This is a genomic window from Rhodococcus sp. SBT000017 (genome assembly GCF_003688915.1).
Lineage (GTDB): Bacteria > Actinomycetota > Actinomycetes > Mycobacteriales > Mycobacteriaceae > Rhodococcoides.
In genome coordinates this window covers 3,135,904-3,159,912 of sequence record NZ_REFU01000001.1, presented here as the reverse complement: position 1 = coordinate 3,159,912, position 24,009 = coordinate 3,135,904, and the positions used below count along the sequence as shown (strand labels likewise).

The following is a 24,009-nucleotide window of genomic DNA, read 5'->3' as shown; positions in this document are numbered from 1 at the left end:
TCCGTGCGTCATGATCAGCCCTTGACCGCGCCGGCGCTGAGGCCCTGGACGAGGTACTTCTGGATGACGGCGAACACAGCGACCACCGGTACCGCGGCGATCAGACCGCCGGCCGCGAGGACGCCGAAGTCGACGTTGTAGGAACCGATCGTGTAGCTCAATCCGACTGGGAGGGTGAACTTGTCCTGGCTGCTGATGAACATCAGGCCGAACAGGAAGTTGTTCCAACTGCCGATGAACGCGAAGGAACCGACGGCGATCAGGCCGGGGCGCAGCAGCGGCAGCATGATGATGCGGAAGGCCTTCAGGCGCGAGCAGCCGTCGACCATCGCGGCCTCCTCGAGTTCCACGGGAATCTGAGAGATGAAGCCGGCCATCAACATTGCCGCCAGCGGCAGTTGGAAAACGGTGTCGGCGACGATGAGGCCGAACAGGTTGTTCACCAGTCCCATCTCGCGGAACACCTGGAACAGCGGGATGAGCAGCATCGCACCGGGCACGAACTGGCTGCACAGCAGGGCCATCACCAGGGGTATCTTGGCGCGGAACTTGAAGCGTGCCAACGCATAGCCGGTCGCCAGTGCAACGAAGGTGGTGAGCACGAGAGACAGGCCGGCCACGATGAGGCTGTTCTTGAAGAAGAAGCTGAAACCGAGTGTGTTCCAGACGGTGTCGAAATGGTCGAGCGTGATGGGCCAGGGGAGCATCGAATTGGAACCGGCGGGCCGGAATGCGAAGACGATCATCCAGTAGAACGGGACGAGGGTGAAGAGCAGGTAGACGGCCAACGGAAGGCCGACGCTGAACACGCGGGGCTTGGTGCGATGCACGCGCACCTTCTCGGAGTGGTCCTGCGGCGGCGTGGTCACGACGGGACGATCTGCGGTAGTGGTCATGTGCGTCAGGCCTTATCGCTGTTGAATTTGCTGAGGCGCAAGTAGAGGATCGAGCAGAACAGCAGGATGACGAAGGCCACGGTGGTCAGAGCCGATCCGTATCCGAAGTCCTGCGCGGTGGTGGCGAGCTGAGAGACGTAGAGCGGCAACGTCGTGGTGACGTCGGCCGGTCCGCCTGCGGTGAGGGTGTACAGAAGATCGACGTTGTTGAACTCCCAGACCCCGCGCAGCAGGGTCGACAGGATGATCACGGCCTTCAGGTGCGGCAGTGTCACGAATCGGAAGCGCTGCCAGCGGTTCGCACCGTCCACGTTCGCTGCCTCGTACAGGTCCTTGGGTGCACTCTGCAGTTCGGCGAGGATGAGAATGGCGAAGAACGGAACACCGCGCCAGAGCTCGGCGACGCTGGTGGCCCAGAACGCGGTGTCCGGATCTGCGATCGGTGCGGCGGTGCCGTCGCCGATGCCCATGTCTCCGAGTAGTTTGAACAACCCGGTCGACGGGTTGTAGATCAGCAGCCAGATACCGGTGGTGAGCACACCGGAGACGGCCCAGGGAGAGAACACCAGGGCTCGGGCCAGTCCGCGTCCACGGAAGACCTCGTTGACCAGGAGAGCCAGTCCGAGGCCGAGGATCAGCTGGAACACGACCTGAACGCCGACCCACTTGGCGGTGACGAGCAGGCTGTTCCAGAACAGGTCGTCGGCGAACATCAACTTGAAGTTCTCGAGGCCGGCGAAGCCGTTGTCCCACGGCGTCGTCGGGTTGTAGAACTGCAGGCTGTAGTAGAAGACACTGCCGACCGGGTAGAAGATGAACACGGCGAGCAGGATGACGACCGGTGCGATCAGAATGTACGGGGCCGAGATGCGGCGCTTGCGTTTCGGCCGGACGGGAGGGACGGCCGAGCTCTGCGCACGGGTGCCTCCCGACCGGGGTGGTGTGGTGGTGACCATGGGGGACGCTCCGAAGCGTTCGGGGCCGGATCGGGGAGCCGGCGAGTGGGTCTGGCGGGTTCTTCCGGCCCTGAGGAGCCGGGCAGTGGAAAGTCTGTGCTGTTCACATATCTGAACTGTCGTCTGCTATGTGAATTTCTGGACCAACTATGACGGCAGTCACAAGCGCTGTCAAGCATGGCCGGTCACACGTGCAGCCTCAACCAGCTCGCTGCGGCGTCCTGCATCGCCGCCGTGAAGCGGTGTGGCTCCGAAAACCATTGAATCGACAGGGTTTTGGAGCCTTCGTAGTCGCGACGCAACGATGCCTCGGCGTCGCGCATGCCTGCCGTACCGAAATGTGAGTCCTGCTCGGCGAATTGGACCAGTAGCGGAGTCGGGGCGGCCGAGCCCGCGATCTCCGGCCAGTCGCAGACTGCTGGCATGCCCGGAGTGATCATCAGCCAGCTGGTGTCGTCCGCACGACCGTCGGCGATGTCGGCGTACGTGCTCATCGAGGCGGTGATCACCCCGGCTCGCAGTCGGTCGCTGCAGGCCAGTAGATGTGCGACGCGGGCTCCGCCGCCGGAGAATCCGGCGGAGGCGATGCGATCGGGATCCACCTCGGCGCAGGCGCGTAGCACGTGCAGCGCCGTCAGATCTTCGGTCAGTATCCGGCCTGCCAGCGAGCTGCTCTGCAGCGCAGCCACTTTCGCCAGGCCGTGCTCGTGCTCGCGGGCGGCCGCCTCGTATCGCTCCAGTCCGTCCAGGTGTGCTCCGGCCCGGCGAGCCCGCTCGGGAAGCTGCTCCCACGGCACCCGGCGGGAGCCCCACGGGAACACGTCGTGGATCAGGACCGCGAAACCCGCTGCCACCAGGCCCACTGCGGGCGCACCGCCGTCGTACCCGTGCTCGCGCAGTGCGGCGATGCCGGGCGCGATGCCGTCGGGACCGTCGGCCACCTTCTCCTTGCCGTAGAACTTCACCCCGTCGTGGCCGTGCATGAGCAGGATCGCGGGCAGTGGGTGCTCTGCTTCCGGGGGCGTCAGCAGCCACGCAGACGTGTCGTTCCAGGTCAGTTCCACTCCGCGGACGCCGTCACGTATCCACCTGCGACCGCGTGTCACGTGCGGGGGCGGTGGGGTTTCGGTGACTCCGAGGGCCTTCCCTATTGCCGCGCGACGGGCGAATCGTGGACAGCCGGGCTCGAATTGTGTTCCCATGTGTGAACTCAGTTCTCTCTATCGAACAAATCAGCCATCGAAGGATGACCCCTATGACCGTCGACCGCATCGTCGCGCACGCCTATCCCTGGGACGTACTCGGTGATCCTCACTTCGTCGAGCGCGCCCGCAGGCTCGGGGTGCGTGAGATCTCGCTCGCCGCGACCTATCACTCCACCAGGGCGGCAACTCCGCTGCACCCGCAGCACAAGGTGGTCGACGCCCATCACGCCGCGCTGTACCGGCCGGTGCGTCCCGAGGCCTGGGCCGGCCACGCGATCACAGCGAAAACGGCCGACTGGGGCGGGGCCCAGGACGCGTTCGGCGAGGCGGCGGCCATCCTGCTCGACGCCGGATTTCTGGTGAACGCCTGGATCGTACTGACGCACAGCACAATTCTCGGCCACACCCATCCCGACGCGACCGTCGTCAACTGTTTCGGAGACGCCTATCGCTATGCGCTCGCTCCAGGGCATCCCGACATCGTTCGGTACTGCGCGACGCTCGCCGCCGAGGCGATACGCGGCGTCGAGGTACACGGCGTGTCCGTCGAGGCCTGCGGACAGCTCGGTTTCGCGCATGTCGGACCACACGAGAAGACGGACGGCGCGTTCCCCGGAATCGGCGACACCCTGATGTCGATCAGCTGCACGCCGCGCGAGCTCGACGCGTGGAGCGAGCGGGGCGTCGACTCGGCGAAGGTGACGCAGAAGCTGCGCGACGGCGTCGACGCGCTGTCGGCCGGAACTTTGCCTGCAGGTGCGGCGATCACGGACGTGTTGGCCGCCGACGAGATCGATGCGGTGGTGGCGGTCCGTCACGCCGACGCCGATCACCTTCGCGGCGAAGTGCTTGCCGCCGTGCGTGACCAGGCACCGTCGGCACGCGTGACGTTGCACAGTCATCCCGATCCATGGAAGACGGGCCCCTCGCCTGCGCTGACCGCTGCCGCACCGGCCGATGTCGACGCGGTACTCGTCTCGGCCTGGCCTGCGACGGCCGAGACCGTGTCGGTGGTCGAGGCCACCCGCGCTGCCGTCGGCGACGGGGTGGATGTGGGTGCCTATGTATCGGTACTGCCGCCGAAGAAGCTCGACGAGGTGGCCGCGCACGTGGCTGCGGCGGTCGACGCCGGGGCGAACGAGCTGCACCTCTATCACCTCGGTCTCGTCAATCGACCCCAGCTCGATGCGTTGGGGTCGATCGTCACAACGTATTCGTAGGGGTCTGCAACGGGTGCTCCACTCGACCGGCCTCGGCGCGGAATCCCGTAGTCGGGGTGGTCGAGTGGAGCAGAACGTGCATCACCGCATTCGTTGGCCGAGCGGGTGGTCGCAGAACGCTCCGCCGACTCGCTGCAGGATCGGGTCGGAGAACGTCCACTCGTGCTCGGCCAGGAACTGCTCGGCGAACTGTTCCGCGTCGTCGCGAGGCAGGTATCCGATCTCCGCACCCTCGCTGCCGGACCACCACGCGCGCGAGTTCTTCGAGATGCCCCACACTGTGTGAAAACCCTTGGCGCTGTCCGACAGTGACGCCTCGATCAGCCGGGCAGTATCGGCAGGGGACATCCAGGTGGCCAGGCCACGGTAGTTCGGCGGCGCGTCGAAGCTCGAGCCGATACGGAGATTGACGACGTCGATGCCGAAGCGGTCGTGGTACATCCGGCCCAGGGCTTCCACTGCGGCCTTGCTCCACCCGTAGAAGCCGTCGGGTCGTGGAGCGGCGTCCCCGGAAGCGGTTCGCCACCCGCCTCGTCGTGCGTCCAGAAGCCGACCGCGTGATTGCTCGACGCCACCACCACGCGGGTGACTCCGTGCGTCACCGCGGCCTCGAACACGGCCTGAGTGCCGTCGACGTTGACCGACAGGATGTTGGCCCACGAGTCCTCGGTGCTCAATCCGCCGAGGTGCACAATCGCGTCGACACCGTCCACCGCAGCGGCCACCGCGGCGCGATCGGTGACCGATCCCTGCACGAATTCCTCGGTAGCAGAATCGATGTCGCTGATCTCGGCGATATCGAACAGGCGCAGCATGCGGCCGGGAGCCGCCAGTAGCGGCCGGAGCATCGCGCCCATGTTGCCCGCGGCTCCGGTGATGAGCACTCGTGAAACGGTGTCGGTCATTCTTCTCGAACTCCTTCGATGGAAACCTTGTAATGGGCATCACAGTAGTACATACTTCTAAACGAAGTCAGCATTCTGGCATTCATTCATATATGTGAACCTCACTCGGATCGTCCGGCACGTTCCTGCCGGTGAAGGGACCACCATCATGGCCACCGTCGCATTCCAGGGCGTCACCAAACTCTTTCCCGGCGGCGACAAAGCTGCCGTCGACCAACTCGATCTCGACATCCAGGACGGTGAATTCCTCGTCCTCGTCGGCCCGTCCGGCTGCGGAAAGTCGACGTCGCTGCGGATGCTCGCCGGTCTCGAAGAAGTCGACAAGGGAGCCATCACCATCGGCGGCAAGGACGTCACCGACCATCAGCCCAAGGATCGCGACATCGCGATGGTCTTCCAGAACTACGCTCTCTACCCGCACATGACAGTCGGCGAGAACATGGGATTCGGCCTGCGTATCGCGGGTGAGGACAAGGCCGAGATCAAGCGTCGCGTCGAGGATGCTGCCAAGATCCTCGACCTCACCAAGTTCCTCGACCGCAAGCCCAAGGCGCTCTCAGGTGGTCAGCGTCAGCGAGTTGCCATGGGCCGCGCCATCGTTCGCAAACCCCAGGTGTTCCTGATGGACGAGCCGCTGTCCAACCTCGACGCCAAACTCCGGGTACAGACCCGCGCGCAGATTTCCGCGCTGCAGCGTCGACTCGCCACGACGACCGTGTACGTCACCCACGATCAGGTCGAGGCCATGACCATGGGCGATCGCGTGGCCGTCCTCAAAGACGGTGTACTGCAACAGTGTGACTCGCCGAGGCGCATGTACGAACATCCGAACAACGTCTTCGTCGCCGGCTTCATCGGATCGCCTGCAATGAACCTCCTCGAGCTGCCCCTCGTCGACGGCGGCGTCCGCTTCGGCGGCGAAGTGGTTCCGGTTCCCCGCTCCGCCATCGCCGGAATCGGACAGAACACAGTGACACTCGGCGTGCGGCCCGAGGACCTGCAGATCACCACCGGGGCGGGCCTCGAAGTGACCATCGACGTCGTCGAAGAACTCGGAGCCGACGCCTACGTCTACGGCCAGGCCGATATCAACGGCACTCGTCAGCCCATCGTCGTCCGCGCCGACGGTCGCATCCCACCGAAACGCGGATCGACGATCACGCTCTCCTACGCCGCCGAGCGCACCCACCTTTTCTCCACGGTGACCGGCGAGCGTTTGGTCGACTAGTAGTGGAGCGCTGACGCGCGGGAGCGCTGACGCGCAGGTGCGCGGGAGTGGAGCCTTCGGAATGACCCAGGTGCGCGGGAGTGGAGCCTGCGGAATGACCCAGGTGCGCGGGAGTGGAGCCTGCGGAATGACACAGGTGCGCGGGAGTGGAGCCTGCGGAATGACCCAGGTGCGCGGGAGTGGAGCCTGCTACGTGTTCCCCTGCTACGAGGTTCCGTGCACATGCCGCGAAGCGGCTCGTCCCACCGGTACTGTTTCTCGAGTGACAGACGCTCACCAGGCATCGCGATGGTCCGCGATCTTTCGGCCCACGCCGGTTCGGGTCATGGCCACCGGGTTCGCGCTCGCGATCATCGTCGGTGCGGGAGTTCTCATGCTCCCGATCGCCACTCTTCCCGGCAGCGAGACCGACGCCCTCCAGGCCCTGTTCACGTCCACCTCGGCCATCAGCCTCACCGGGTTGATCGTGGTGGACACACCGAACCACTGGTCGGGATTCGGGCAGGGCGTCATTCTGGCGGCCATTCAGGTCGGTGGATTCGGCATCATGACGATCGCGTCGTTGGTCGGTTTGGTGCTTGCCGACCGAATCGGACTGCGTGGCAGACTCAATGCCGCCGCAGAGGTACGCACCTCCGGCCTCGGCGACGTTCGCAGCGTTGTCATCGGAGTGTTCCGAACCAGCCTGCTGATCGAGACCGTCGTCGCGATCGCTCTCACGCTCAGGTTCGCGATCGGGTACGGCGAGAGTCCCGGTCGGGCCCTCTGGCTCGGCGTCTTCCACTCCGTGTCGGCGTTCAACAACGCCGGATTCGCGCTGTTCAGCGACAGCATGATCGGGTTCGCCACCGATCCGTGGATCTGTGTTCCAGTGATGGCCGCCGTCGTGCTGGGAGGCATCGGGTTTCCGGTGCTGTTCGAGCTGTTCCGGCACGTTCGGCGGCGTCGGGGCAGGCAGAAATGGTCGCTGCACACCCGCCTGACGCTCTCGGTCACCGGCGTTCTGCTCGTGGTGGGACCGGCGCTGGTTCTGTTGCTCGAGTGGTCCAGAACCCTGGGCGAGTTCGGGATCTGGGACAAGATGCTCGTCGCCACGTTCGCGGGCGTCATGCCGCGCACCGCTGGGTTCAACAGCGTCGACTACGCCGACGTCGACAACGCGACCCTGCTCGTCACCGACGTTCTCATGTTCATCGGTGGCGGCAGCGGCGGCACCGCAGGCGGCATCAAGGTCACCACCTTCGCACTGTTGCTGTTCGTCATCCTCGCCGAAATCCGTGGCGATCGTGATGTGAGCATCTTCGATCGCCGGATCGACCCGCGAGTACAGCGTCAGGCGTTGACCGTGGCCCTGATCGGTGTCGCCCTGGTCATGCTCCCGGTCGTCGCGTTGCTGGCGGGAACGGATTTCGACCTCGACGTCCTGCTGTTCGAGGTCGTCTCGGCTTTCGCCACCGTGGGTCTTTCCACGGGCATCACCGCGCAGTTGCCGGGGTGGGGGCAGGTGATTCTGATCGTTCTGATGTACCTGGGCCGCATCGGTTCCATCACTCTGGTCAGCGCCCTTGCCGCCCGCGACCGCGGTCGGCGTTACACGCTCCCCACGGAAAGGCCGTTCATTGGCTAGGAAACCGTCCTCCGAAGTCGTCGTCGTCCTCGGCCTCGGCCGCTTCGGCAAGTCGCTGGCACTGGAACTGATGGGCCAGGGTGTCGAGGTCCTCGGCATCGACACCGACGAGGCTGTGGTGCAACGTGTCTCGGACCGACTCACGCACGCTGCCGTGGCCGACACCACCGACGAGGAGTCGTTGCGGCAACTGTCGGTGCACGAGTACGACCGCGCAGTCGTGGGCATCGGATCGGATCTCGAGGCGAGTCTGTTGACCGCATCCGCGTTGATCAACCTGTCGGTGTCCAACATCTGGGCCAAGGCGATCAGCAACGCACACGCCAAGATTCTCACCCAGATCGGCGTGCACCATGTGGTGAGGCCCGAGCACGACATGGGCAAGCGCGTCGCCCACCTGGTCCGCGGCCGGATGATGGACTACATCGAATTCGACGACGGTTTCGCCATGATCAAGACCTCTCCGCCCACCTCCATCATCGGAAAGAAGTTGGGCGAGAGCGGAATACGTACCAAGCATCGTGTCACTGTCGTCGCGGTCAAGCGTCAGGGTGAGGGATTCACCTACGCCACGGCCGACACGGTGATCGGCGCAGGCGATACCGTCATCGTCTCCGGTCAGGTTCGAGACGCCGAACGATTCAGTGAGTCGACCTGAGTGATTCCAGAGTCGCCCGCGCGCCCTGCTCCTGGAGAGACGCCAGTTGTTTCGTGTACTCGGCGACGAAGCGCTCGTTGTCGATGAGATCCCCGAACACTGCGCGGTTGGCGATGAACGCCGTGGGATTCTCGCGCTGACTCTGCGCGATCGGCACCAATGAATCCTTCAGCTGGTCGACGATCTCGATGGGCTCGCCGGATTCGTCGACGGCCTCGGCGTAGCGAGCCCAACTGGCCACCACCGCGGTGGAGCGGGCGATCTCACCGCCGGTCTCGAGATTCTTGCGGATGACAGGCAAGAGCCACTTGGGAATTCGGTCCGAGGACTCGGCACACAGGCGGGCGACGGTATCGCGGATCTCGGGGTTGGAGAATCGCTCGATCAACGTCCGCTTGTAGTCGGTCAGATCGATGCCTGGGACCGGCTGCAGCGTCGGGGTTGCTTCCTCGTCCATGTAGGCGAGCAGGAAATCCGAGAACAGCGAATCCTGGCACACCTCGTGCACGAGGCGATAGCCACTGAGATAGCCGAAGTACGCGAGCGCCTGGTGGCTGGCATTGAGCAACCGCAGCTTCATCAACTCGTAGGGGGTGACATCCTCGACCACCTGCACGCCCACCTCTTCCAGCGGCGGACGTCCGAGGGTGAAGTTGTCCTCAAGCACCCACTGCGTGAACGGCTCGCCCGCGACGGGCCACTGATCGTCGATGGCGTATCGCAGCGAAAGCTGTTCGGTCACTTCCGGTGTCGTGACCGGCGTGATGCGATCGACCATCGAATTGGGGAACGCGCCTTCCGCTTGGATCCAGTCGGCCAACGCCGGATCCTTCAGGCGCGCGAACGTCGTGAACGTCGATTGCGCCATATGGCCGTTGCCCTCGATGTTGTCGCAGGACATGATGGTGAACGGCATCATGCCGCGGTCCTTGCGTCGAGCCAGAGCCTCGGTGACGAGCCCGAATGTCGTTGCGGGCACTGCGCCGTCGGCGAGGTCGGCGACGATGGCGGGATTGTCCACGTCGAACTCGCCCGTCGTCGCGGAGAAGTGGTAACCACCCTCGGTGATGGTGAGCGAGACGATCTTCGTCGTGTCGGCGGCCATCTTCTCGATCACGGCCTCGGCGTCGTCCGGCGCGAAGAGATACTCGACGATGGAACCGATGACGCGGGTGTCCCACGTGCCGTCGGAATGCTTGAGCGCCAACGTGTACAGGCAGTCCTGTGCGTGCATGACGTCGTTCATTCGCCGGTCACCGGGTAGTACCCCGACGCCGCAAATTCCCCAGTCCAGCGCCTGTCCCTGCTGCAGCAGGCGGTCGACGTACATCGCCTGGTGGGCGCGATGGAAGCCGCCGACACCGAAATGCACGATGCCCACCGTCACCTCGGATCGGTCGTACGTCGGGACAGCGACGTCCTCGATGAAGTCGGCGAGGTTCTGCGAGTTCAACTTCATGCGTTGTTCTCCTTCGAAAGTCCTGGAATGACTACGGCTTTGATGCTTCCGGGTTGCCTGTCGGCGTTCAATGCATCCTCGACGCCATCGAGTCCGAAACGCGCCGTCACCATCGCGTCGAGATCCACCATGCCCGACGCCACCAGCGCGCGTGCGATCGGCCATGTGTTGGCGTAGCGAAAGACGCCCGTGAGCAGCAATTCTCGGTTCTGGATCCGCGAGATCGGCAGTGGGTAGTCCGATCCGCCCATGCCGACGAGGACGACCATGCCTGCGGGGCGGACCGCGTGGATGCCGTCGACCACGGCTCGGGCCGCACCGGATGCGTCGATGAAAGCGTCGACAGTCAGTGCGCGCACGTCTTCGGCGGCGGGGTCGAGTACGCGCGTCGCGCCGAACTTCTCTGCGTTGGCGCGGCGGGAAGCGTCGATGTCGGTGACGATCACCTCGGTGGCTCCGAATGCGCGCGCGACCTGTGCGGTGACGAGCCCGACGGGACCCGCTCCCGCGATGAGCACGCTCGAGCCCGCGGAGATGCGTGCCTTCTGGGCCGACGCGATGCCGACCGACAGTGGCTCGAAGAGAGCTGCGGCCTCGTCGGAGATGTCGTCGGGGACGTCGTGGGCGAAGGTCGATTGAATCAGCACGTACTCCGCGAGCGCACCGTCGATGGGCGGCGTCGCGAAGAACTCCATGGCGGGGCACAGGTTGTAGCGGCCTGCGCGGGACGGCGCGCTGGTGGGATCGGGGCGCTGCGGTTCGATGGACACGCGCTGTCCGACGCGGGTGTCGGAGACCTCGGAGCCCACGGACACGATGACGCCCGCCGCTTCGTGGCCGAGTACTAGGGGGCCGTCGACTACGTAGTCGCCGATGTGTCCCTCGCGGTAGTAATGCGCGTCGGAACCACAGACCCCGACTGCCGTGACCTGCACGAGGACCTCGTCGTGCGCGGGCGTGGGGACGGGTCGTTCTTCGAGTCGTATCGCCTGCACTCCGGTCAGGACGCTGGCCTGCATGGACTGTGGCACTGGTGGCTGGTGGCGAGGGGGTGTTGTGTAGATCACACCTTAATGTTAGCTTAGTGAGCAGATGAACACGAGCTGAGCATTTGCTCACTGGTCAGGGAGGCGTGATGGACGGAACGGAGCCCGGCGGGGCGAAGTCTGCGCGGTCCGGCGAGGACCTGCGCCTGGCTCTGCGCGCCGCAACCATGTACCACCTCGAAGGCGCGACTCAGGCCGAGATCGCCGTGAAGCTCGGCGTCTCGCGCCCGACCGCAGGACGGCTCGTCGCACGGGCCCGCACGCAGGGGCTGGTGACGATCGAGATCAATGTCCCCGACGATCTGCAGGGCACCGTGCACGCCGACCTCGAGCGCGAACTCGAGTCGCAGTACGGGTTGACCGAGGTGCTCGTCGTCTCGGACGTCATCGACGGCACGGATGCCGGCTACGGATCCCTGGGGCGCGCGGCGGCAACGCTGCTCTCTCGTCGGCTGAAGGATCAGGATGTTCTGGGCTTCACCTGGGGACCCGAGACGGTCGCGGTAGCGAGTTCGCTGAAGACTCGATCCACCAAATGTGCTGCGGTGGTGCAACTCGACGGTTCCATCACCTCGGCCGACTACCAGACCGGCGTCGAGTACACGCTCGGACGGTGCGCTGAATACCTGCAGGCGACACCCATCAGGCTCAACGCACCGCTGTATGCCGATCAGGCGACCGTCGTTGCGTTGGAGCAGGATTCCGTGATCTCGCGCGCCCTCAAGGCCGGGACCGATGCCGATGTGATGATGTACGGCATCGGTCCCGTTTCCACGTCCACCACGTTGTTCGAGGGCAGTTTCATCGACCTCGAGGTGCTCGACGAACTCCGCCGGGTCGGAGCGGTCGGTGAGATCGGCGGCCGGTTCTACGACGCCGACGGCAAGGACACCGGTGGATCGCTCCCCGGCCGAACCGTGTCGGTGGGACTCGACGCCATCAGGGCCTGCGATCGGGCCGTGCTCGTCACCGGCGGAAAACGAAAACACGAAGCGCTGCTCGGTGCACTGCGCGGTGGTCTGGCGTCGATCTTGGTCACCGACATCGAAAGTGCGCGTTGGCTCGTCGATCGATCCATATCAGCGTCGAATGGAAAGGTATCCCAGTGAAAGTTCTACCGAAAGTGGTTGTCGCGACCTCGCTCGCGACGACCTTGGTGGTGTCCGGATGTGCCGGTGCCGGCTCGTTCGGTGGTGACGGTGACGGGACGACGATCACCGTCGCGATCGTCTCGAATTCGCAGATGTCCGATGCCATCTCGCTTGCTCCGGAGTTCGAGGCGGAGAACCCGGGCATCAACCTGAAGTTCGTGTCGCTGTCGGAGAACGAGGCCCGCGCCAAGATCACGGCCTCTGTCGCGACCGGCGGCGGCGAGTTCGATGTGGTGATGATCAGCAACTTCGAGACCCCGCAGTGGGCCGAGAACGGTTGGCTGACCAACCTTTCCGAGTACGCGGACGCCACACCCGGGTACGACGAGGACGACTTCATCCCGACGTTGAAGGAGTCGCTGTCGTACGAGGGCAGCATGTACTCGGTGCCGTTCTACGGTGAGTCCTCGTTCCTGATGTACCGCAAGGATCTGATGGAGCAGGCTGGTATCGACATGCCGGCCGAGCCCACCTGGCAGCAGGTGGCCGATGCTGCGGCTGCACTCGACAGCCCCGGCCTCTCCGGAATCTGCCTGCGCGGCAAGCCCGGTTGGGGTGAGGTGCTCGCGCCGCTGAACACCGTCATCAACGCATTCGGCGGCCGCTGGTACGACGAGAACTGGAACGCTCAGTTGAACAGTCCCGAGGTACGTGAAGCCGTGCAGTTCTACGTCGACACCGTGCGCGAGCACGGTCAGGCCGGCGCGGCCACCAGTGGCTTCAGCGAGTGCGGAACGCAACTCTCGCAGGGCAACACCGCAATGTGGTACGACGCCACCTCGGCCGTCTCGGTTCTCGAAGACCCGTCGTCGAGCAACGTCGTCGGACAGATCGGTTACGCCAAGGCCCCGTCGGCGGCCAAGGGCGACAACGGCTGGCTGTACTCCTGGGCCCTGGGCATTCCCCAGACCAGCGAGGCTCCCGACGAGGCGTGGAAGTTCGTCTCATGGATGACGAGCAAGGAGTACCTGAACAAGGTCGGTAACGAACTCGGTTGGGAGCGTGTGCCTCCCGGAAGTCGGCTCTCGACCTACGAGATTCCCGAGTACGCGGAGGCGTCGGCCGCCTACGGTCAGCTGACCCTCGACTCCATCGACAGTGCGGATCCCAACGATCCCACCGTGGATCCGGTTCCGTACACCGGAGTCCAGTTCCTGACCATTCCGGAGTTCCAGGACCTCGGTACCCGGGTCAGCCAACAGATCAGTGCCGCGATCGCCGGACAGATCAGCGTCGACGACGCGCTCGACCAAGCGCAGCAATACGCCGAAGTGGTCGGCAAGACGTATCAGGAGGACCAGGGATGACCACCACCGAAGAGCGGACGGCTCCGGCCGAACCGGAGAAGTTCGTACCGAGACCGAGAACGATCTCCAAGGCCGAGGGCTGGCGTCGACGCGGACCACTGTTGCCGGCGTTGGTGTTCGCCATCATCGTCACCCAGATCCCGTTCCTGTTCACGCTGTACTACTCGACGCAGTCCTGGAACCTCGTTCGTCCGGGTTCGCGTGAGTTCAACGGTCTGAACAACTACGTGGATGTGTTCCGCGACAGTCAGTTCCGTGAGGTCGCGATGAACACCGTGATCATGATCGTCGGAACGGTGATCATCTCGGTGGTCCTGGGCCTGGCCCTCGCGTTGCTGCTCGATCGAAAGTTCATCGGGCGCAGCCTCATTCGTACGCTGCTGATCACCCCGTTCCTCGTCACCCCGGTGGCCGGTGCGCTGATCTGGAAGACGACGATGTTCGATCCCGTCTTCGGTCTGATCAACTTCGCGCTGAGTCCGTTCGGAGTCGGCGAGATCGACTGGGTGTCGCGGTTCCCACTGGCCGCGGTCATGACGAACCTCGTCTGGCAGTGGACGCCGTTCATGATGCTGCTGATCCTCGCCGGACTGCAGTCCATGCCCAAGGACATCGCCGAGGCCGCACGTGTCGACGGGGCAGGCCCGTTCAAACTCTTCCGCGAGTTGACGTTGCCGCACCTGCGCCGGTTCATCGAACTGGGCACCGTCCTCGGCGCGATCTACCTCGTCAACACCTTCGACGCCGTCTACATGATGACCTCCGGTGGACCGGGAGTCGCGTCGGCGAACCTGCCGTTCTACATCTACCAACGTGCCTTCCTCGGCTTCGACATCGGTCAGGCCGCGGCCATGGGCGTCGTCACCGTGGTGGCAACCATCGTCCTCAGCACCCTGGCGCTGAGATTGATCTTCAAGAGCTTCAGCGCAAACGAGGAGGCGGCGTGATGAGCACGGCAACAACGAGCAAGAAGAAGGCCGTCCCGCACACCTCCGACGGCCAGGAGATTCGCAAGAAGAGCAAGTGGGGCCCGGGGACGGTCTGGTCGTTCGTCGCCTGGGTGGCCGGCATCGCCTTCTTCTTCCCGGTGCTCTGGATGGTGATCACCGGATTCAAGCAGGAGGCCGACGCCTACTCCAACCCGCCGAAGCTGATCTTCACCCCCACCCTCGATCAGTATCGAGGTGTACTCGAGAGCGGCATCGGCACCACCCTGCTGAACTCGGCGTTCGCGACGATCGTCTCGACCATTCTCGTTCTGCTGCTCGGTGTTCCGGCGGCCTTCGCGCTGTCACTACGGCCGGTCAAGAAGACCCAGGACGTGCTGTTCTTCTTCATCTCCACCAAGATGCTGCCCGTCGTGGCCGTCATCGTTCCGCTGTACGTCATCGTCGGTGACATCGGCATGCTCGACAACATCTGGGCCCTGGTGGTCCTCTACACCGCGATGAATCTGCCTATCGCCGTATGGATGATGCGCTCGTTCTTCATGGAGGTGCCGGCGGAACTGCTCGAAGCCGCCAGCATGGACGGTGCATCGCTGTGGACCTCGGTACGCGAGGTGATCCTGCCGCTCGTCTCGCCCGGCATCGCTGCGACGTCGTTGATCTGCGTGATCTTCTCGTGGAACGAGTTCTTCTTCGCCGTCAATCTCACTGCCGTTCAGGCCCAGACGATTCCGGTGTACCTCGTCGGATTCATCACCGGCCAGGGCCTGTACTGGGCCCAGCTGTCCGCCGCTGCGACGTTCGCAGCACTCCCCGTCGTCCTTGCCGGATGGTTCGCGCAGAACAAGCTCGTGCGCGGCCTGTCCTTCGGCGCCATCAAATAGGAGAAAGTCTCATGGCTGCAATCACGTACAAGAAGGCATCCTGCGTCTACGAAGGTGCCGATTCGCTCGCCGTCGATTCCCTCGACCTCGACATCAAGGACGGCGAGTTCGTCGTCCTGGTCGGACCGTCCGGCTCCGGCAAGTCCACCGCACTTCGTATGCTCGCCGGTCTCGAGGAGATCGACGGTGGCGCAATCGAAATCGGCGGCAAGAACATGGTGGGCGTTCCGTCCAAGGACCGCGACATCGCGATGGTCTTCCAGAACTACGCGCTCTACCCCAACAAGACCGTCGGGGAGAACATGGGCTTCGCGCTCAAGATGCGCGGAGTGAGCCTCGAGAAGCGTCAGGCACGCGTCGCGGAAGCGGCCCGTCTGCTCGATCTCACCGAGTACCTCGATCGCAAGCCCGGCAAGCTCTCCGGCGGCCAGCGTCAGCGAGTTGCCATGGGCCGCGCCATCGTTCGTGAGCCGCAGGTGTTCTGCATGGACGAGCCACTGTCCAACCTCGATGCCAAGCTACGGGTGCAGACACGTACGCAGATCGCGGCGTTGCAGCGCAGGCTCGGCACCACGACGGTGTACGTCACCCACGATCAGGTCGAGGCCATGACGATGGGCGATCGCGTCGCCGTCCTGCGCGGCGGAAAACTGCAACAGTTCGCCTCTCCCACAGATCTTTACGACAACCCCGTCAACGCGTTCGTCGCAGGATTCATCGGCTCCCCGGCAATGAACCTGATGACGGTACCCATCGGCTCGGGCGGCGTGCAGATCGGTAAGTTCCTGCTCCCGCTCGAGCGCGACGAGCTGACCAAGCTCGCGAGCCTGGGTATCGACGAGGTCACCATCGGAATGCGGCCCGAGAACCTCGGCATCGTCCACGGCGGCGGCGAGGGCTTCGAGGGCAAGGTCGATCTCATCGAGGAGCTGGGCAGCGAGTCCTACGTCTACGCACACCTCGACGACCCCAAGGTCAAGGGACTCGACGGGGGACCTGTGTCGTTGGTTGCGCGTTCGGCAGTGCGTGCCCCGGCGAAGATCGGCGAGAGCATCGGCCTGACACGTCTCGACGGTGCGATCCACCTCTTCCACCCGGAAACCGGGGAGCGCATCTAACGCGGCTGGTACGGGGTCTTTCGAGCGAGGATCAGTGCCGTCAGAAGTGCGGCACCCCACAGCAGGAAGATGCCGTCGAAGAACAGGTGTCCGTACTTGACACTTCGATTCTCGTCCGAGGCGATCAAGCCGATCACCGCACCGACGAACGACGCTCCGCCCCAGAGGATCAGCAGCACCGAGCCGGGCCAGGATATGCCGAGAACCAACGACGGCAGCCTGGTCCGGTTCCGTGCTGCCAGGCGCGGCCGGTTCATGTACGCGAGGCCAGGAAGAATTGCCGCGCCGAGCTTGACCAGCGCGAGCACCAGCAGTGCAGTTCGCGCTGTCTCCGGTTCGCTGTCGACCCACTCCGTGGCGAAGGAACCGACGGTATCGAGCATCCACCGTCCACCGGAGGCCCAATAGCCGGAAAATGCTGCGTGGACTATCCCCAGTGCACATGCGATCGCGAAGTATCTGATGGCCACGGTGACCGAGGGTAGCCCAGTCTTTACCCCCGTTCAGGGGTAGCGAGGGTTTGTTCATCTCCCCTAGCGTGGTGGTGATGGGCATCACACGCGCAGGAGGAAACATGGTCGAATCGGCATACACGGCATTCAGGAACGCACGCGATCTTCTACTCGACGCCTACGGCGAGTACGACCGCGCAGTAGCAACTTTCGAATGGCCGTCGTTCGGTGAGACGTTCAACTGGGCGATCGATTGGTTCGATGCGATCGCGCGAGGCAACGACGGCACCGCGCTGTGGATAGTCGAGGAGAACGGCAGCGAGGCCAAGTACAGCTTCGACGACATCGCTCGTCGCTCCGACCAGGTCGCCAGGTGGCTCGAGCAGCAGGGAATCGGCCGCGGCGACTCGGTGATCCTGATGCTCGGCAACCAGGTGGAGCTGTGGGAAGCGATGCTCGCGGTGATGAAGCTGGGCGCGGTGTTGATGCCGACCACCACGGCCATCGGATCCGCCGACCTCACCGATCGCGTGGTACGCGGCAATGCGCGCGCCGTGATCGTGAACCCCTCGGACACCGGCAAATTCGACGAGGTCCCCGGTGACTACCTGCGCATCGCCACCTCCGCGTGTGATGGTTGGGTCGACTATGCCGAGGCACGTGGCGTCGAGGCCGTACCGTTCGAGTCGGTGACCGCTCCCGCCGACCGTCTGCTGATGTACTTCACCTCCGGCACCACCAGCAAGCCCAAGCTCGTCGAGCACACGCAGATCTCCTACCCCGTAGGGCATCTGAGCACCATGTACTTCCTCGGGCTGCGTCCGGGCGACGTGCACCTGAACATCAGCTCCCCGGGGTGGGCCAAGCATGCGTGGAGTTGCTTCTTCGCGCCGTGGATCGCCGAGGCGACGATCTTCATCTACAACTACGGAAAATTCGACGCGAAAGCACTGCTCGAGCAGATCCGAAGGGCCGAGGTGACGACGTTCTGTGCACCACCGACGGTGTGGCGCATGCTGATTCAAGCCGATCTCGCCGGCGGCGGTGGTTCGCTGCGCGAGGCCATCGGAGCAGGGGAACCGCTCAACCCCGAGGTGATCTCGCGGGTGCAGCAGGAGTGGGGCCTGAGCATCCGCGACGGGTTCGGCCAGACCGAAACCACTGCACTGGTGGCAAATACCCCCGGCGCGGTACTGAAGTCCGGGTCGATGGGGAGACCGCTGCCGGGCGTTCCGGTGGTGATCGTCGACCCCACCACCGGCGAACTCGCCGACGAGGGCGAAATCTGCCTCGACCTGGCCCAGAACCCGTTCAACCTGATGACCGGCTACCTCGGCGACCCCGAACGCAATGCCGCTGTCATGGCCGACGGCTACTACCACACCGGCGACGTCGCAGCACGGGACTCCGAGGGCTACATCACCTACGTCGGCCGCACCGACGACGTGTTCAAGGCCTCGGATTACAAGATCTCCCCGTTCGAGCTCGAAAGCGTACTCATCGAACACCCCGCCGTCGCCGAAGCCGCGGTGGTGCCCGCCCCCGACGAGACGCGACTGGCCGTTCCCAAGGCATATGTGGCATTGGCGTCGGGCTGGGAACCCAACGAGGACACTGCATTCGAGATTCTCAAGTACGCCCGAGAGCACCTGGCACCGTTCCTGCGTGTACGCCGTATCGAGTTCTTCGAGCTACCGAAAACGATCTCCGGCAAGATCCGTCGAGTGGAGTTGCGAGCCCGCGAGGATGCGGCCGTGGGTCCGCTGGACAACGAGTGGCGTGACGACCAGTTTCCTGCACTGAAGAGACACTGAGCTCAGTTGTCCCAGAACCGTTCGAGAGCCCCGAGGACCTCATCGGACGCCGCCATCGTCGTCGCGTGGTCGAATCCGCGGATGACATGCAACTCGGAGTTCGGCACCAACGCTGCGGCAGCTCGGGTGTCGTCGAGCCTGGTGCCGTCCTGATTGCCGACGTAGAACAATGACGGCTGGGTGACGTGCTGCAACGCCTCGTCGGGTAGGCCGGGATCGGCGTCGGACGCTCGGATGTACGCAGCCATGGCCTGGGCGTCGTTGGCGGAGAACACCGCTCGGGTTCCGGCGTCGATAGGGAACATGCGGTGGCTGCTCCACGCCTCGAGAAAGCCGTCCATGCCGCGCTGCTCCAACACATCCGAGCACCCGGGAAAGAACAGGCGATCGAACGCGCCGGCCTGAGCGCCGTGACTACCGCCGCCGACAGCCAGTGATCGCACTCGCTCGGGCCTCGCCGCTGTCAACGCCAAGCCCGCCCGGGCCCCGAACGAATACCCCAGATAGTCGACGGTGTCGACACCCACTGCGTCGAGCACCGCCGTCAGATCGCCGACGATACTGCTCATCGCATACGCGTCGGGAGTATGGGGCTTCTCGCTGCGGCCGTGCCCGCGACTGTCGATCAAAATCAACTGCCGACTGCCACGCAGGGCCTTCACATAGCCGAACGTCCGCCAGATCGTGTGCGTCAGAAAACTGCCGTGCACCATCAACAACGGCGGCCCGGACCCCACCACCGTGTACGCGATCCGTGTCCCATCGTCTGCATTCGAGGCGTACTCCACCCCGCGATTCTTGCCTCTCGAGTCCACTCAACGTGACATTGACCCCCCAAAAGGTCACTGAACGTCACATTGACTCCCCACGGGCGGGCGCTTCGCGGTCGGACTCGGCGGTCGGGGTGAGGTCGATGGTGCGGGTGGGGGCGATGGCGTCGAGGAACGGTCGGTCGTGGCTGGCGATGATCAGCGCACCCTCGAATTTCTCGAGCGCATCGATCAGGTGCTGGCGGCTGGTGATGTCGAGGTTGTTCGTCGGCTCGTCGAGCATCAGTAGTTTCGGGGCAGGTTCTGCCAGCAGAATTCGCGCCAGTGCGGCCCGGAGTCGCTCTCCTCCGGAGAGGGTGGAGACGACGGCGTCGGCGTCGGATCCACGGAACAGGAAGCGGGCGAGTTGGCCTCGGATCTGTTCGGCGGTGGCGTGCGGAGCGACGTCGGATACGTTCTGGGCGACGGTGCGGGATTCATCGAAGACGTCGAGTCGCTGCGGTAGATACTTCCACGGCACCTCTGCCCCTGTGGCGTCCAGAGCCCGCAACAGGGTGGTCTTGCCGCTGCCGTTCGGGCCGATCAGGGCGATGCGCTCCGGACCCACGATGTGGATATCGTCATGGGTCAGGGCCACCTGTCCCGCATGCACTTCGGTTGCCGGGAGGTCGACGCGTATCTCGCGGTCGTCGCGCAGGAGATCCTCGGCGGCCGACAGCGACGATCGGGCGTCGTCGACGCGATCGCTGTGGGTACCGCGGAGCTTGCCGGCCGATTCCTGGGCCGCCCGCTTGCGACGGCCCGCGAGGATCGGAGGCACGCGCTTCTGCTCTTCCATCTTCTTGCCGAAGCGCTGACGCCGATCGAGTTTGATTCGGGTGTCGATCAATTCGCGTTCCTGCTTGCGGACGTCGTTCTTGGCATCGCGGACCGTGGCCCGTGCCGCCTCCTGTTCGGCGTCGACGACCGAGCGATAGTGTCGATAGTTGCCGCCGAACATACGGAGCCGCGAAACTCCGCTGCGCTCTGCCCGCACCTCGGCGATGGAGTCGACGCGTTCGAGTAGTTCGAGATCGTGAGTACACACGATCAGCACGCCTGAGTAGCCGTCGACCGCCGTGTACAGGCGTTGGCGCGCAACCTGATCGAGGTTGTTGGTCGGTTCGTCCAGCAGCAGTACGTCAGGCCCGGCCAGTAACTCCGCAGTGAGCGCGAGCAGCATGGCCTCGCCGCCCGACAGGGTGTCGACCCGTCGATCGAGGTCGTCGAGGGAGCCGACGATGCTGCCGAGGCCGAGCTTGTCCAGCAAGGCCAGAGCACGCTCCTCGACGTCCCACGCCGACCCGACAATTGCGAAGTCGTCCTCGTCGGAGGATCCGGATTCTATGCGGTGCAGTGCTTCTCGCGCCGAATCGATGTCCAGCACCCGATCCACGGGCAGGTCTGGGTCCAGTGTGACGTCCTGGCGCAGGTACCCCAAGACGCCCGGCATCGAGATGGAACCTCGTTGCGGTGTCAATTCCCCGGCGAGCAATCTCAGCAGGGTCGACTTCCCCGCACCGTTGGAGCCGATGAGACCTGTTGTGCCGCTGGGGAAGATGGCCGACATGGCGTCGAACACGGGGTCGCCGTCCGGCCAGGAGAAGGTCAGGTTCGAAATAGACAGTGATGACGAATGAGGCATGGTTGCTCCCAAGGTGTGCGTGCGATGGATCTGCAGGCGTCTAGAACCTTTGGAAGAGCAATGGCCTCTCCGAATCTGTGGGCAGCAGGGCGAAGGCCACGCTAGCCCCGAACCCGGCGAGCACGCAAGCGAATTACACCGACGGGCCCTTCTTGCGGAGCTCGTCGACCGTCGTCATCGCGTCGCGCAGTTCGTCCAGCCACTCCTGGGTGTGTTCGCCGACCAGCTTCACGGCCCAGGCCAGAGCGTCGGCCCTGGATCGAGCGACGCCGGCGTCGACGAGGGTGTCCAGGACGCGACGCTCGGGCTGACGCAGGCGGGTCATGACCGGTACCGCGAGGTGGGTGAACAGGACCACCTCTGATCCGTTCCTCACTCCCCATGCGACCTTGCGTCCGTATCGCTTCTCGGCCTCGGCGGCGATCTGCATGCGGTCGCCGCGGGTCGTTTCTCGGAATCGCGCGATGCGGCCCTCGTTGGCTGCGGGTGAACTGTCCTGCTCTGCAGGCAATGTCCCGACGACGACGATCTCCTCTCGGTCGATCTCGACCGAGGCGGCACCGTCGAACCAGGTGTCCGGGAGTCGGCCACCGAACCAGTCGGCTGCGTCGGTGGCGTCGGGAACGTCTGCGTGCTGCCAGCCGCCGGGGCGACCGAACGAGCGTCCGTTGGGTTTCATGGGGGCTCCTATCCAGAGTTGCAAGTCTGATTACATGATTACACCCGAATCGGAAATGGCGCCACCATTGCTTCGGGCAAGTACTGCGGCATGATCGACCCCGTGCGCACTTCGAGAAGACCGACGACTCTGGCCGCGATCGTGTCCGTACTGGCATTGGTGCTCGCTGCCTGCGGTCACGGTGGTCCCGATCAGCCGCAGACTGTCGCCGAGCAGTTCGCGGCCGCTGTCAACAGCGCAAATATCGACCAGGCAGCTGCGTTGACCACCGATCCGGCCGGCGCGACGGAGGCGCTCACCGAGCTGTACGACGGGCTTTCGGCAGGCGGAACGGTGACGGCGACTCCCGATTTCGAGGCCGCCGACGCCAACGAGGATGTCGGCACGTTCACGTTGAACGCCGGTTGGCGCTTCTCGACGACCACCGACGGCACCGCCGAACCGGACGGCGAGCCGAAGGAATGGAACTACACGACCACTGCGACAGCGGCGGAGACCGAGCAGGGCTGGAAGATCACCTGGGATCCGGCGATGTTGGTTCCGGGCCTGACGGCCGACTCATCGGTTCGATTCACTCCGACGGATGCGCTCGTCGCGCCTCGCATCTTCGACGGCAACGGCGTCGAACTGATGTCGCAGCAGGTGGTCACCCTCGTCAACGTCGATTCGACGGCCGATCCCGTAGCTGTCGCGAATCTCGTCGGATCCGTCGTTCCGGGTATCACTGCCGAGTCCATCGCTGCGACTGTTGCTGCTGCACAAGGTAATTCAGCGACTATAGTCTCGCTTCGGCAGTCGGATATCGACCCCATCGGTGCCCAGCTCGCCACCATCCCCGGTGTCACGCTCGCGCCGCAGACGCGACTGTTGGCCACCGATCGCAACCTCGTCTCGCCGGTACTCAGTGATCTGACGACGCTGTGGGAGCAGGAGCAGGCGGCCAATCGTGGATGGGCCGTGCAGGCCGTTGCAGCCGATGGCACCGTCACCCCGCTCGCCGGCCGCGATGCCGGAACCGGCGACGACATTGCGACCACCCTGGATTCGGCGCTGCAGCTCAAAGCCGAGAATGCCCTCGCGTCGCTGCCGCAGCAGGCGGCCATCGTTGCGCTTCGGCCGTCGACCGGGGCGGTTCTCGCCGTGGCACAGAATGCCGCCGCGGATGCCGAAGGCCCGATCGCCCTCACCGGTCTGTACCCACCGGGGTCGACGTTCAAGACGGTGACCACTTCGGCTGCACTGCAGTCCGGTGCCGTCACCCCCGATACCGTGCTGCCGTGCCCGTCGACGGAGAACATCGAGGGCAGGCAGATCCCGAACGACGACAACTTCGATCTCGGCGACGTGCCGCTGCACACCGCCTTCGCCAAGTCCTGCAACACGACGATGGGCCGCCTCGGCGTGGCACTCCCGCCGAACGGACTGACCGACGCGGCCGCGCAGTACGGCCTCGGCGTCGACTACGTCACCCCGGGTCTGACGACCGTCACCGGTTCGGTGCCGTCGGCCGACACTCCGGCTCAGCGGGTCGAATCCGCCATCGGTCAGGGGCAGGTGACCGCGTCGCCGTTCGGAATGGCGCTGGTCGCGTCGTCGATCGCGAACAACGGATTGCTCCCACCGACGGTGGTCCCCGGTGAGCCCGGAGTGGGAAACATGCAGCCGGCAGCAGTGAACCCGCAGGTCACCGAGCAGATCAAGACCATGATGCGCGAGACGATCACCGGCGGCACCGCGACGTCGCTCAGCGACATCCCCGGGTTGCTCGGCAAGACCGGCACCGCCGAATTCGGTGCCAACAACGAAGGAGCTCACGGCTGGTTCGTCGGAATTTCCGGCGACCTTGCGTTCGCGGTGTTCGTGAACGACGCGGGTAGCTCGACGCCGGCCGTCGAGGCTGCTGGTCGTTTTCTGCGGTAGTGCGTACGGGTTTCTGCGAGAGACCGACCGGGGCGTATCCCAATCGTGACCGGCTCGTATGAATCCCGTGCTTGTTACTCGTG

At 64.6% G+C, this 24,009-nt stretch carries 20 protein-coding genes and 1 pseudogene; 11 read left to right on the top strand and 10 right to left on the bottom strand.

Going from position 1 to position 24,009, the window contains the following annotated elements:
* Nucleotides 1-14 precede the first annotated feature (14 nt).
* The 3 genes from AYK61_RS14680 to AYK61_RS14670 all read right to left on the bottom strand — a co-directional run bounded on the left by AYK61_RS14680 (nucleotide 15) and on the right by AYK61_RS14670 (nucleotide 3,054).
* Nucleotides 15-896, bottom strand: coding sequence for a carbohydrate ABC transporter permease (locus tag AYK61_RS14680; RefSeq protein WP_037171070.1), 882 nt, complete (start codon nucleotides 894-896; stop codon nucleotides 15-17).
* A gap of 5 nt (nucleotides 897-901) precedes the next feature.
* The gene (locus tag AYK61_RS14675) at nucleotides 902-1,852 is read right to left on the bottom strand and encodes a carbohydrate ABC transporter permease (RefSeq protein ID WP_094630578.1); all 951 of its coding nucleotides are present in this window, start codon (nucleotides 1,850-1,852) and stop codon (nucleotides 902-904) included.
* A 185-nt stretch (nucleotides 1,853-2,037) separates the two neighbouring features.
* Nucleotides 2,038-3,054, bottom strand: a complete 1,017-nt coding sequence (locus AYK61_RS14670) for a S9 family peptidase (RefSeq protein WP_121871311.1) — start codon at nucleotides 3,052-3,054, stop codon at nucleotides 2,038-2,040.
* A gap of 53 nt (nucleotides 3,055-3,107) precedes the next feature.
* Between AYK61_RS14670 and AYK61_RS14665 the strand changes: the two genes are divergently transcribed.
* Nucleotides 3,108-4,277, top strand: a complete 1,170-nt coding sequence (locus AYK61_RS14665; protein WP_259468070.1) for a hypothetical protein — start codon at nucleotides 3,108-3,110, stop codon at nucleotides 4,275-4,277.
* An 81-nt stretch (nucleotides 4,278-4,358) separates the two neighbouring features.
* Here the strand turns inward: AYK61_RS14665 and AYK61_RS14660 are convergent.
* Nucleotides 4,359-5,182: pseudogene (locus tag AYK61_RS14660) on the bottom strand (NAD-dependent epimerase/dehydratase family protein).
* 148 nt (nucleotides 5,183-5,330) lie between these two features.
* Here AYK61_RS14660 and AYK61_RS14655 point away from each other — a divergent pair.
* The 3 genes from AYK61_RS14655 (at nucleotide 5,331) to AYK61_RS14640 (ending at nucleotide 8,695) form a co-directional block, all read left to right on the top strand.
* Nucleotides 5,331-6,410 (top strand): ABC transporter ATP-binding protein, encoded by a 1,080-nt coding sequence (locus AYK61_RS14655; protein WP_121872766.1) that lies wholly within the window; start codon nucleotides 5,331-5,333, stop codon nucleotides 6,408-6,410.
* 325 nt (nucleotides 6,411-6,735) lie between these two features.
* Complete coding sequence (locus tag AYK61_RS14645; protein WP_121871309.1) at nucleotides 6,736-8,037, top strand: TrkH family potassium uptake protein; 1,302 nt, start codon at nucleotides 6,736-6,738, stop codon at nucleotides 8,035-8,037.
* Nucleotides 8,030-8,695, top strand: coding sequence for a TrkA family potassium uptake protein (locus AYK61_RS14640; RefSeq protein WP_121871308.1), 666 nt, complete (start codon nucleotides 8,030-8,032; stop codon nucleotides 8,693-8,695). The genes AYK61_RS14645 and AYK61_RS14640 overlap by 8 nt, the downstream gene beginning before the upstream one ends.
* Here the strand turns inward: AYK61_RS14640 and AYK61_RS14635 are convergent.
* Both AYK61_RS14635 and AYK61_RS14630 read right to left on the bottom strand, forming a co-directional pair.
* Nucleotides 8,679-10,154, bottom strand: a complete 1,476-nt coding sequence (locus tag AYK61_RS14635) for a mannitol dehydrogenase family protein (RefSeq protein WP_121871307.1) — start codon at nucleotides 10,152-10,154, stop codon at nucleotides 8,679-8,681. The two genes, AYK61_RS14640 and AYK61_RS14635, sit on opposite strands and share 17 nt — an antisense overlap.
* Nucleotides 10,151-11,173, bottom strand: a complete 1,023-nt coding sequence (locus AYK61_RS14630) for an NAD(P)-dependent alcohol dehydrogenase (protein ID WP_121871306.1) — start codon at nucleotides 11,171-11,173, stop codon at nucleotides 10,151-10,153. Before AYK61_RS14630 ends, AYK61_RS14635 begins: the two co-directional genes overlap by 4 nt.
* 116 nt (nucleotides 11,174-11,289) lie before the next feature.
* Between AYK61_RS14630 and AYK61_RS14625 the strand changes: the two genes are divergently transcribed.
* From AYK61_RS14625 to AYK61_RS14605, 5 genes are read left to right on the top strand one after another with little or no spacing between them, the layout of a single operon-like run.
* Nucleotides 11,290-12,309: a sugar-binding transcriptional regulator gene (locus tag AYK61_RS14625; protein WP_121871305.1), complete on the top strand. Its 1,020-nt coding sequence runs from the start codon at nucleotides 11,290-11,292 to the stop codon at nucleotides 12,307-12,309.
* A 14-nt stretch (nucleotides 12,310-12,323) separates the two neighbouring features.
* Nucleotides 12,324-13,658, top strand: coding sequence for a sugar ABC transporter substrate-binding protein (locus AYK61_RS14620; RefSeq protein ID WP_121872765.1), 1,335 nt, complete (start codon nucleotides 12,324-12,326; stop codon nucleotides 13,656-13,658).
* On the top strand, nucleotides 13,655-14,605 hold the full coding sequence (locus AYK61_RS14615) for a carbohydrate ABC transporter permease (protein WP_121871304.1): 951 nt from the start codon (nucleotides 13,655-13,657) through the stop codon (nucleotides 14,603-14,605). Before AYK61_RS14620 ends, AYK61_RS14615 begins: the two co-directional genes overlap by 4 nt.
* Nucleotides 14,605-15,489 (top strand): carbohydrate ABC transporter permease, encoded by an 885-nt coding sequence (locus tag AYK61_RS14610; RefSeq protein ID WP_121871303.1) that lies wholly within the window; start codon nucleotides 14,605-14,607, stop codon nucleotides 15,487-15,489. Before AYK61_RS14615 ends, AYK61_RS14610 begins: the two co-directional genes overlap by 1 nt.
* Nucleotides 15,490-15,500: 11 nt before the next feature.
* On the top strand, nucleotides 15,501-16,607 hold the full coding sequence (locus tag AYK61_RS14605; protein WP_094615408.1) for an ABC transporter ATP-binding protein: 1,107 nt from the start codon (nucleotides 15,501-15,503) through the stop codon (nucleotides 16,605-16,607).
* On the opposite strand, the gene AYK61_RS14600 is transcribed toward AYK61_RS14605, so the two are convergent.
* The gene (locus AYK61_RS14600; protein WP_121871302.1) at nucleotides 16,604-17,077 is read right to left on the bottom strand and encodes a DUF3995 domain-containing protein; all 474 of its coding nucleotides are present in this window, start codon (nucleotides 17,075-17,077) and stop codon (nucleotides 16,604-16,606) included. The two genes, AYK61_RS14605 and AYK61_RS14600, sit on opposite strands and share 4 nt — an antisense overlap.
* Nucleotides 17,078-17,154: 77 nt before the next feature.
* On the opposite strand from AYK61_RS14600, the gene AYK61_RS14595 reads away from it, so the two are divergent.
* Entirely contained in the window at nucleotides 17,155-18,873 is a 1,719-nt protein-coding gene (locus AYK61_RS14595) for an AMP-binding protein (protein WP_397484969.1), read from the top strand.
* Nucleotides 18,874-18,875: 2 nt separating this feature from the next.
* Here AYK61_RS14595 and AYK61_RS14590 read toward each other — a convergent pair whose 3' ends face one another.
* The 3 genes from AYK61_RS14590 to AYK61_RS14580 form a co-directional block, all read right to left on the bottom strand.
* Nucleotides 18,876-19,661 carry an alpha/beta fold hydrolase gene (locus AYK61_RS14590; RefSeq protein WP_121871301.1) on the bottom strand — a complete coding sequence of 262 codons (786 nt, stop codon included), beginning with the start codon at nucleotides 19,659-19,661 and terminating at the stop codon, nucleotides 18,876-18,878.
* Nucleotides 19,662-19,725: 64 nt separating this feature from the next.
* The gene (locus AYK61_RS14585; RefSeq protein WP_183130286.1) at nucleotides 19,726-21,327 is read right to left on the bottom strand and encodes an ABC-F family ATP-binding cassette domain-containing protein; all 1,602 of its coding nucleotides are present in this window, start codon (nucleotides 21,325-21,327) and stop codon (nucleotides 19,726-19,728) included.
* A 133-nt stretch (nucleotides 21,328-21,460) separates the two neighbouring features.
* On the bottom strand, nucleotides 21,461-22,006 hold the full coding sequence (locus tag AYK61_RS14580; RefSeq protein ID WP_121871300.1) for a hypothetical protein: 546 nt from the start codon (nucleotides 22,004-22,006) through the stop codon (nucleotides 21,461-21,463).
* Between the two features lie 90 nt (nucleotides 22,007-22,096).
* Between AYK61_RS14580 and AYK61_RS14575 the strand changes: the two genes are divergently transcribed.
* Entirely contained in the window at nucleotides 22,097-23,926 is a 1,830-nt protein-coding gene (locus tag AYK61_RS14575; RefSeq protein WP_121871299.1) for a penicillin-binding transpeptidase domain-containing protein, read from the top strand.
* The last annotated feature ends 83 nt before the right edge of the window (nucleotides 23,927-24,009 follow it).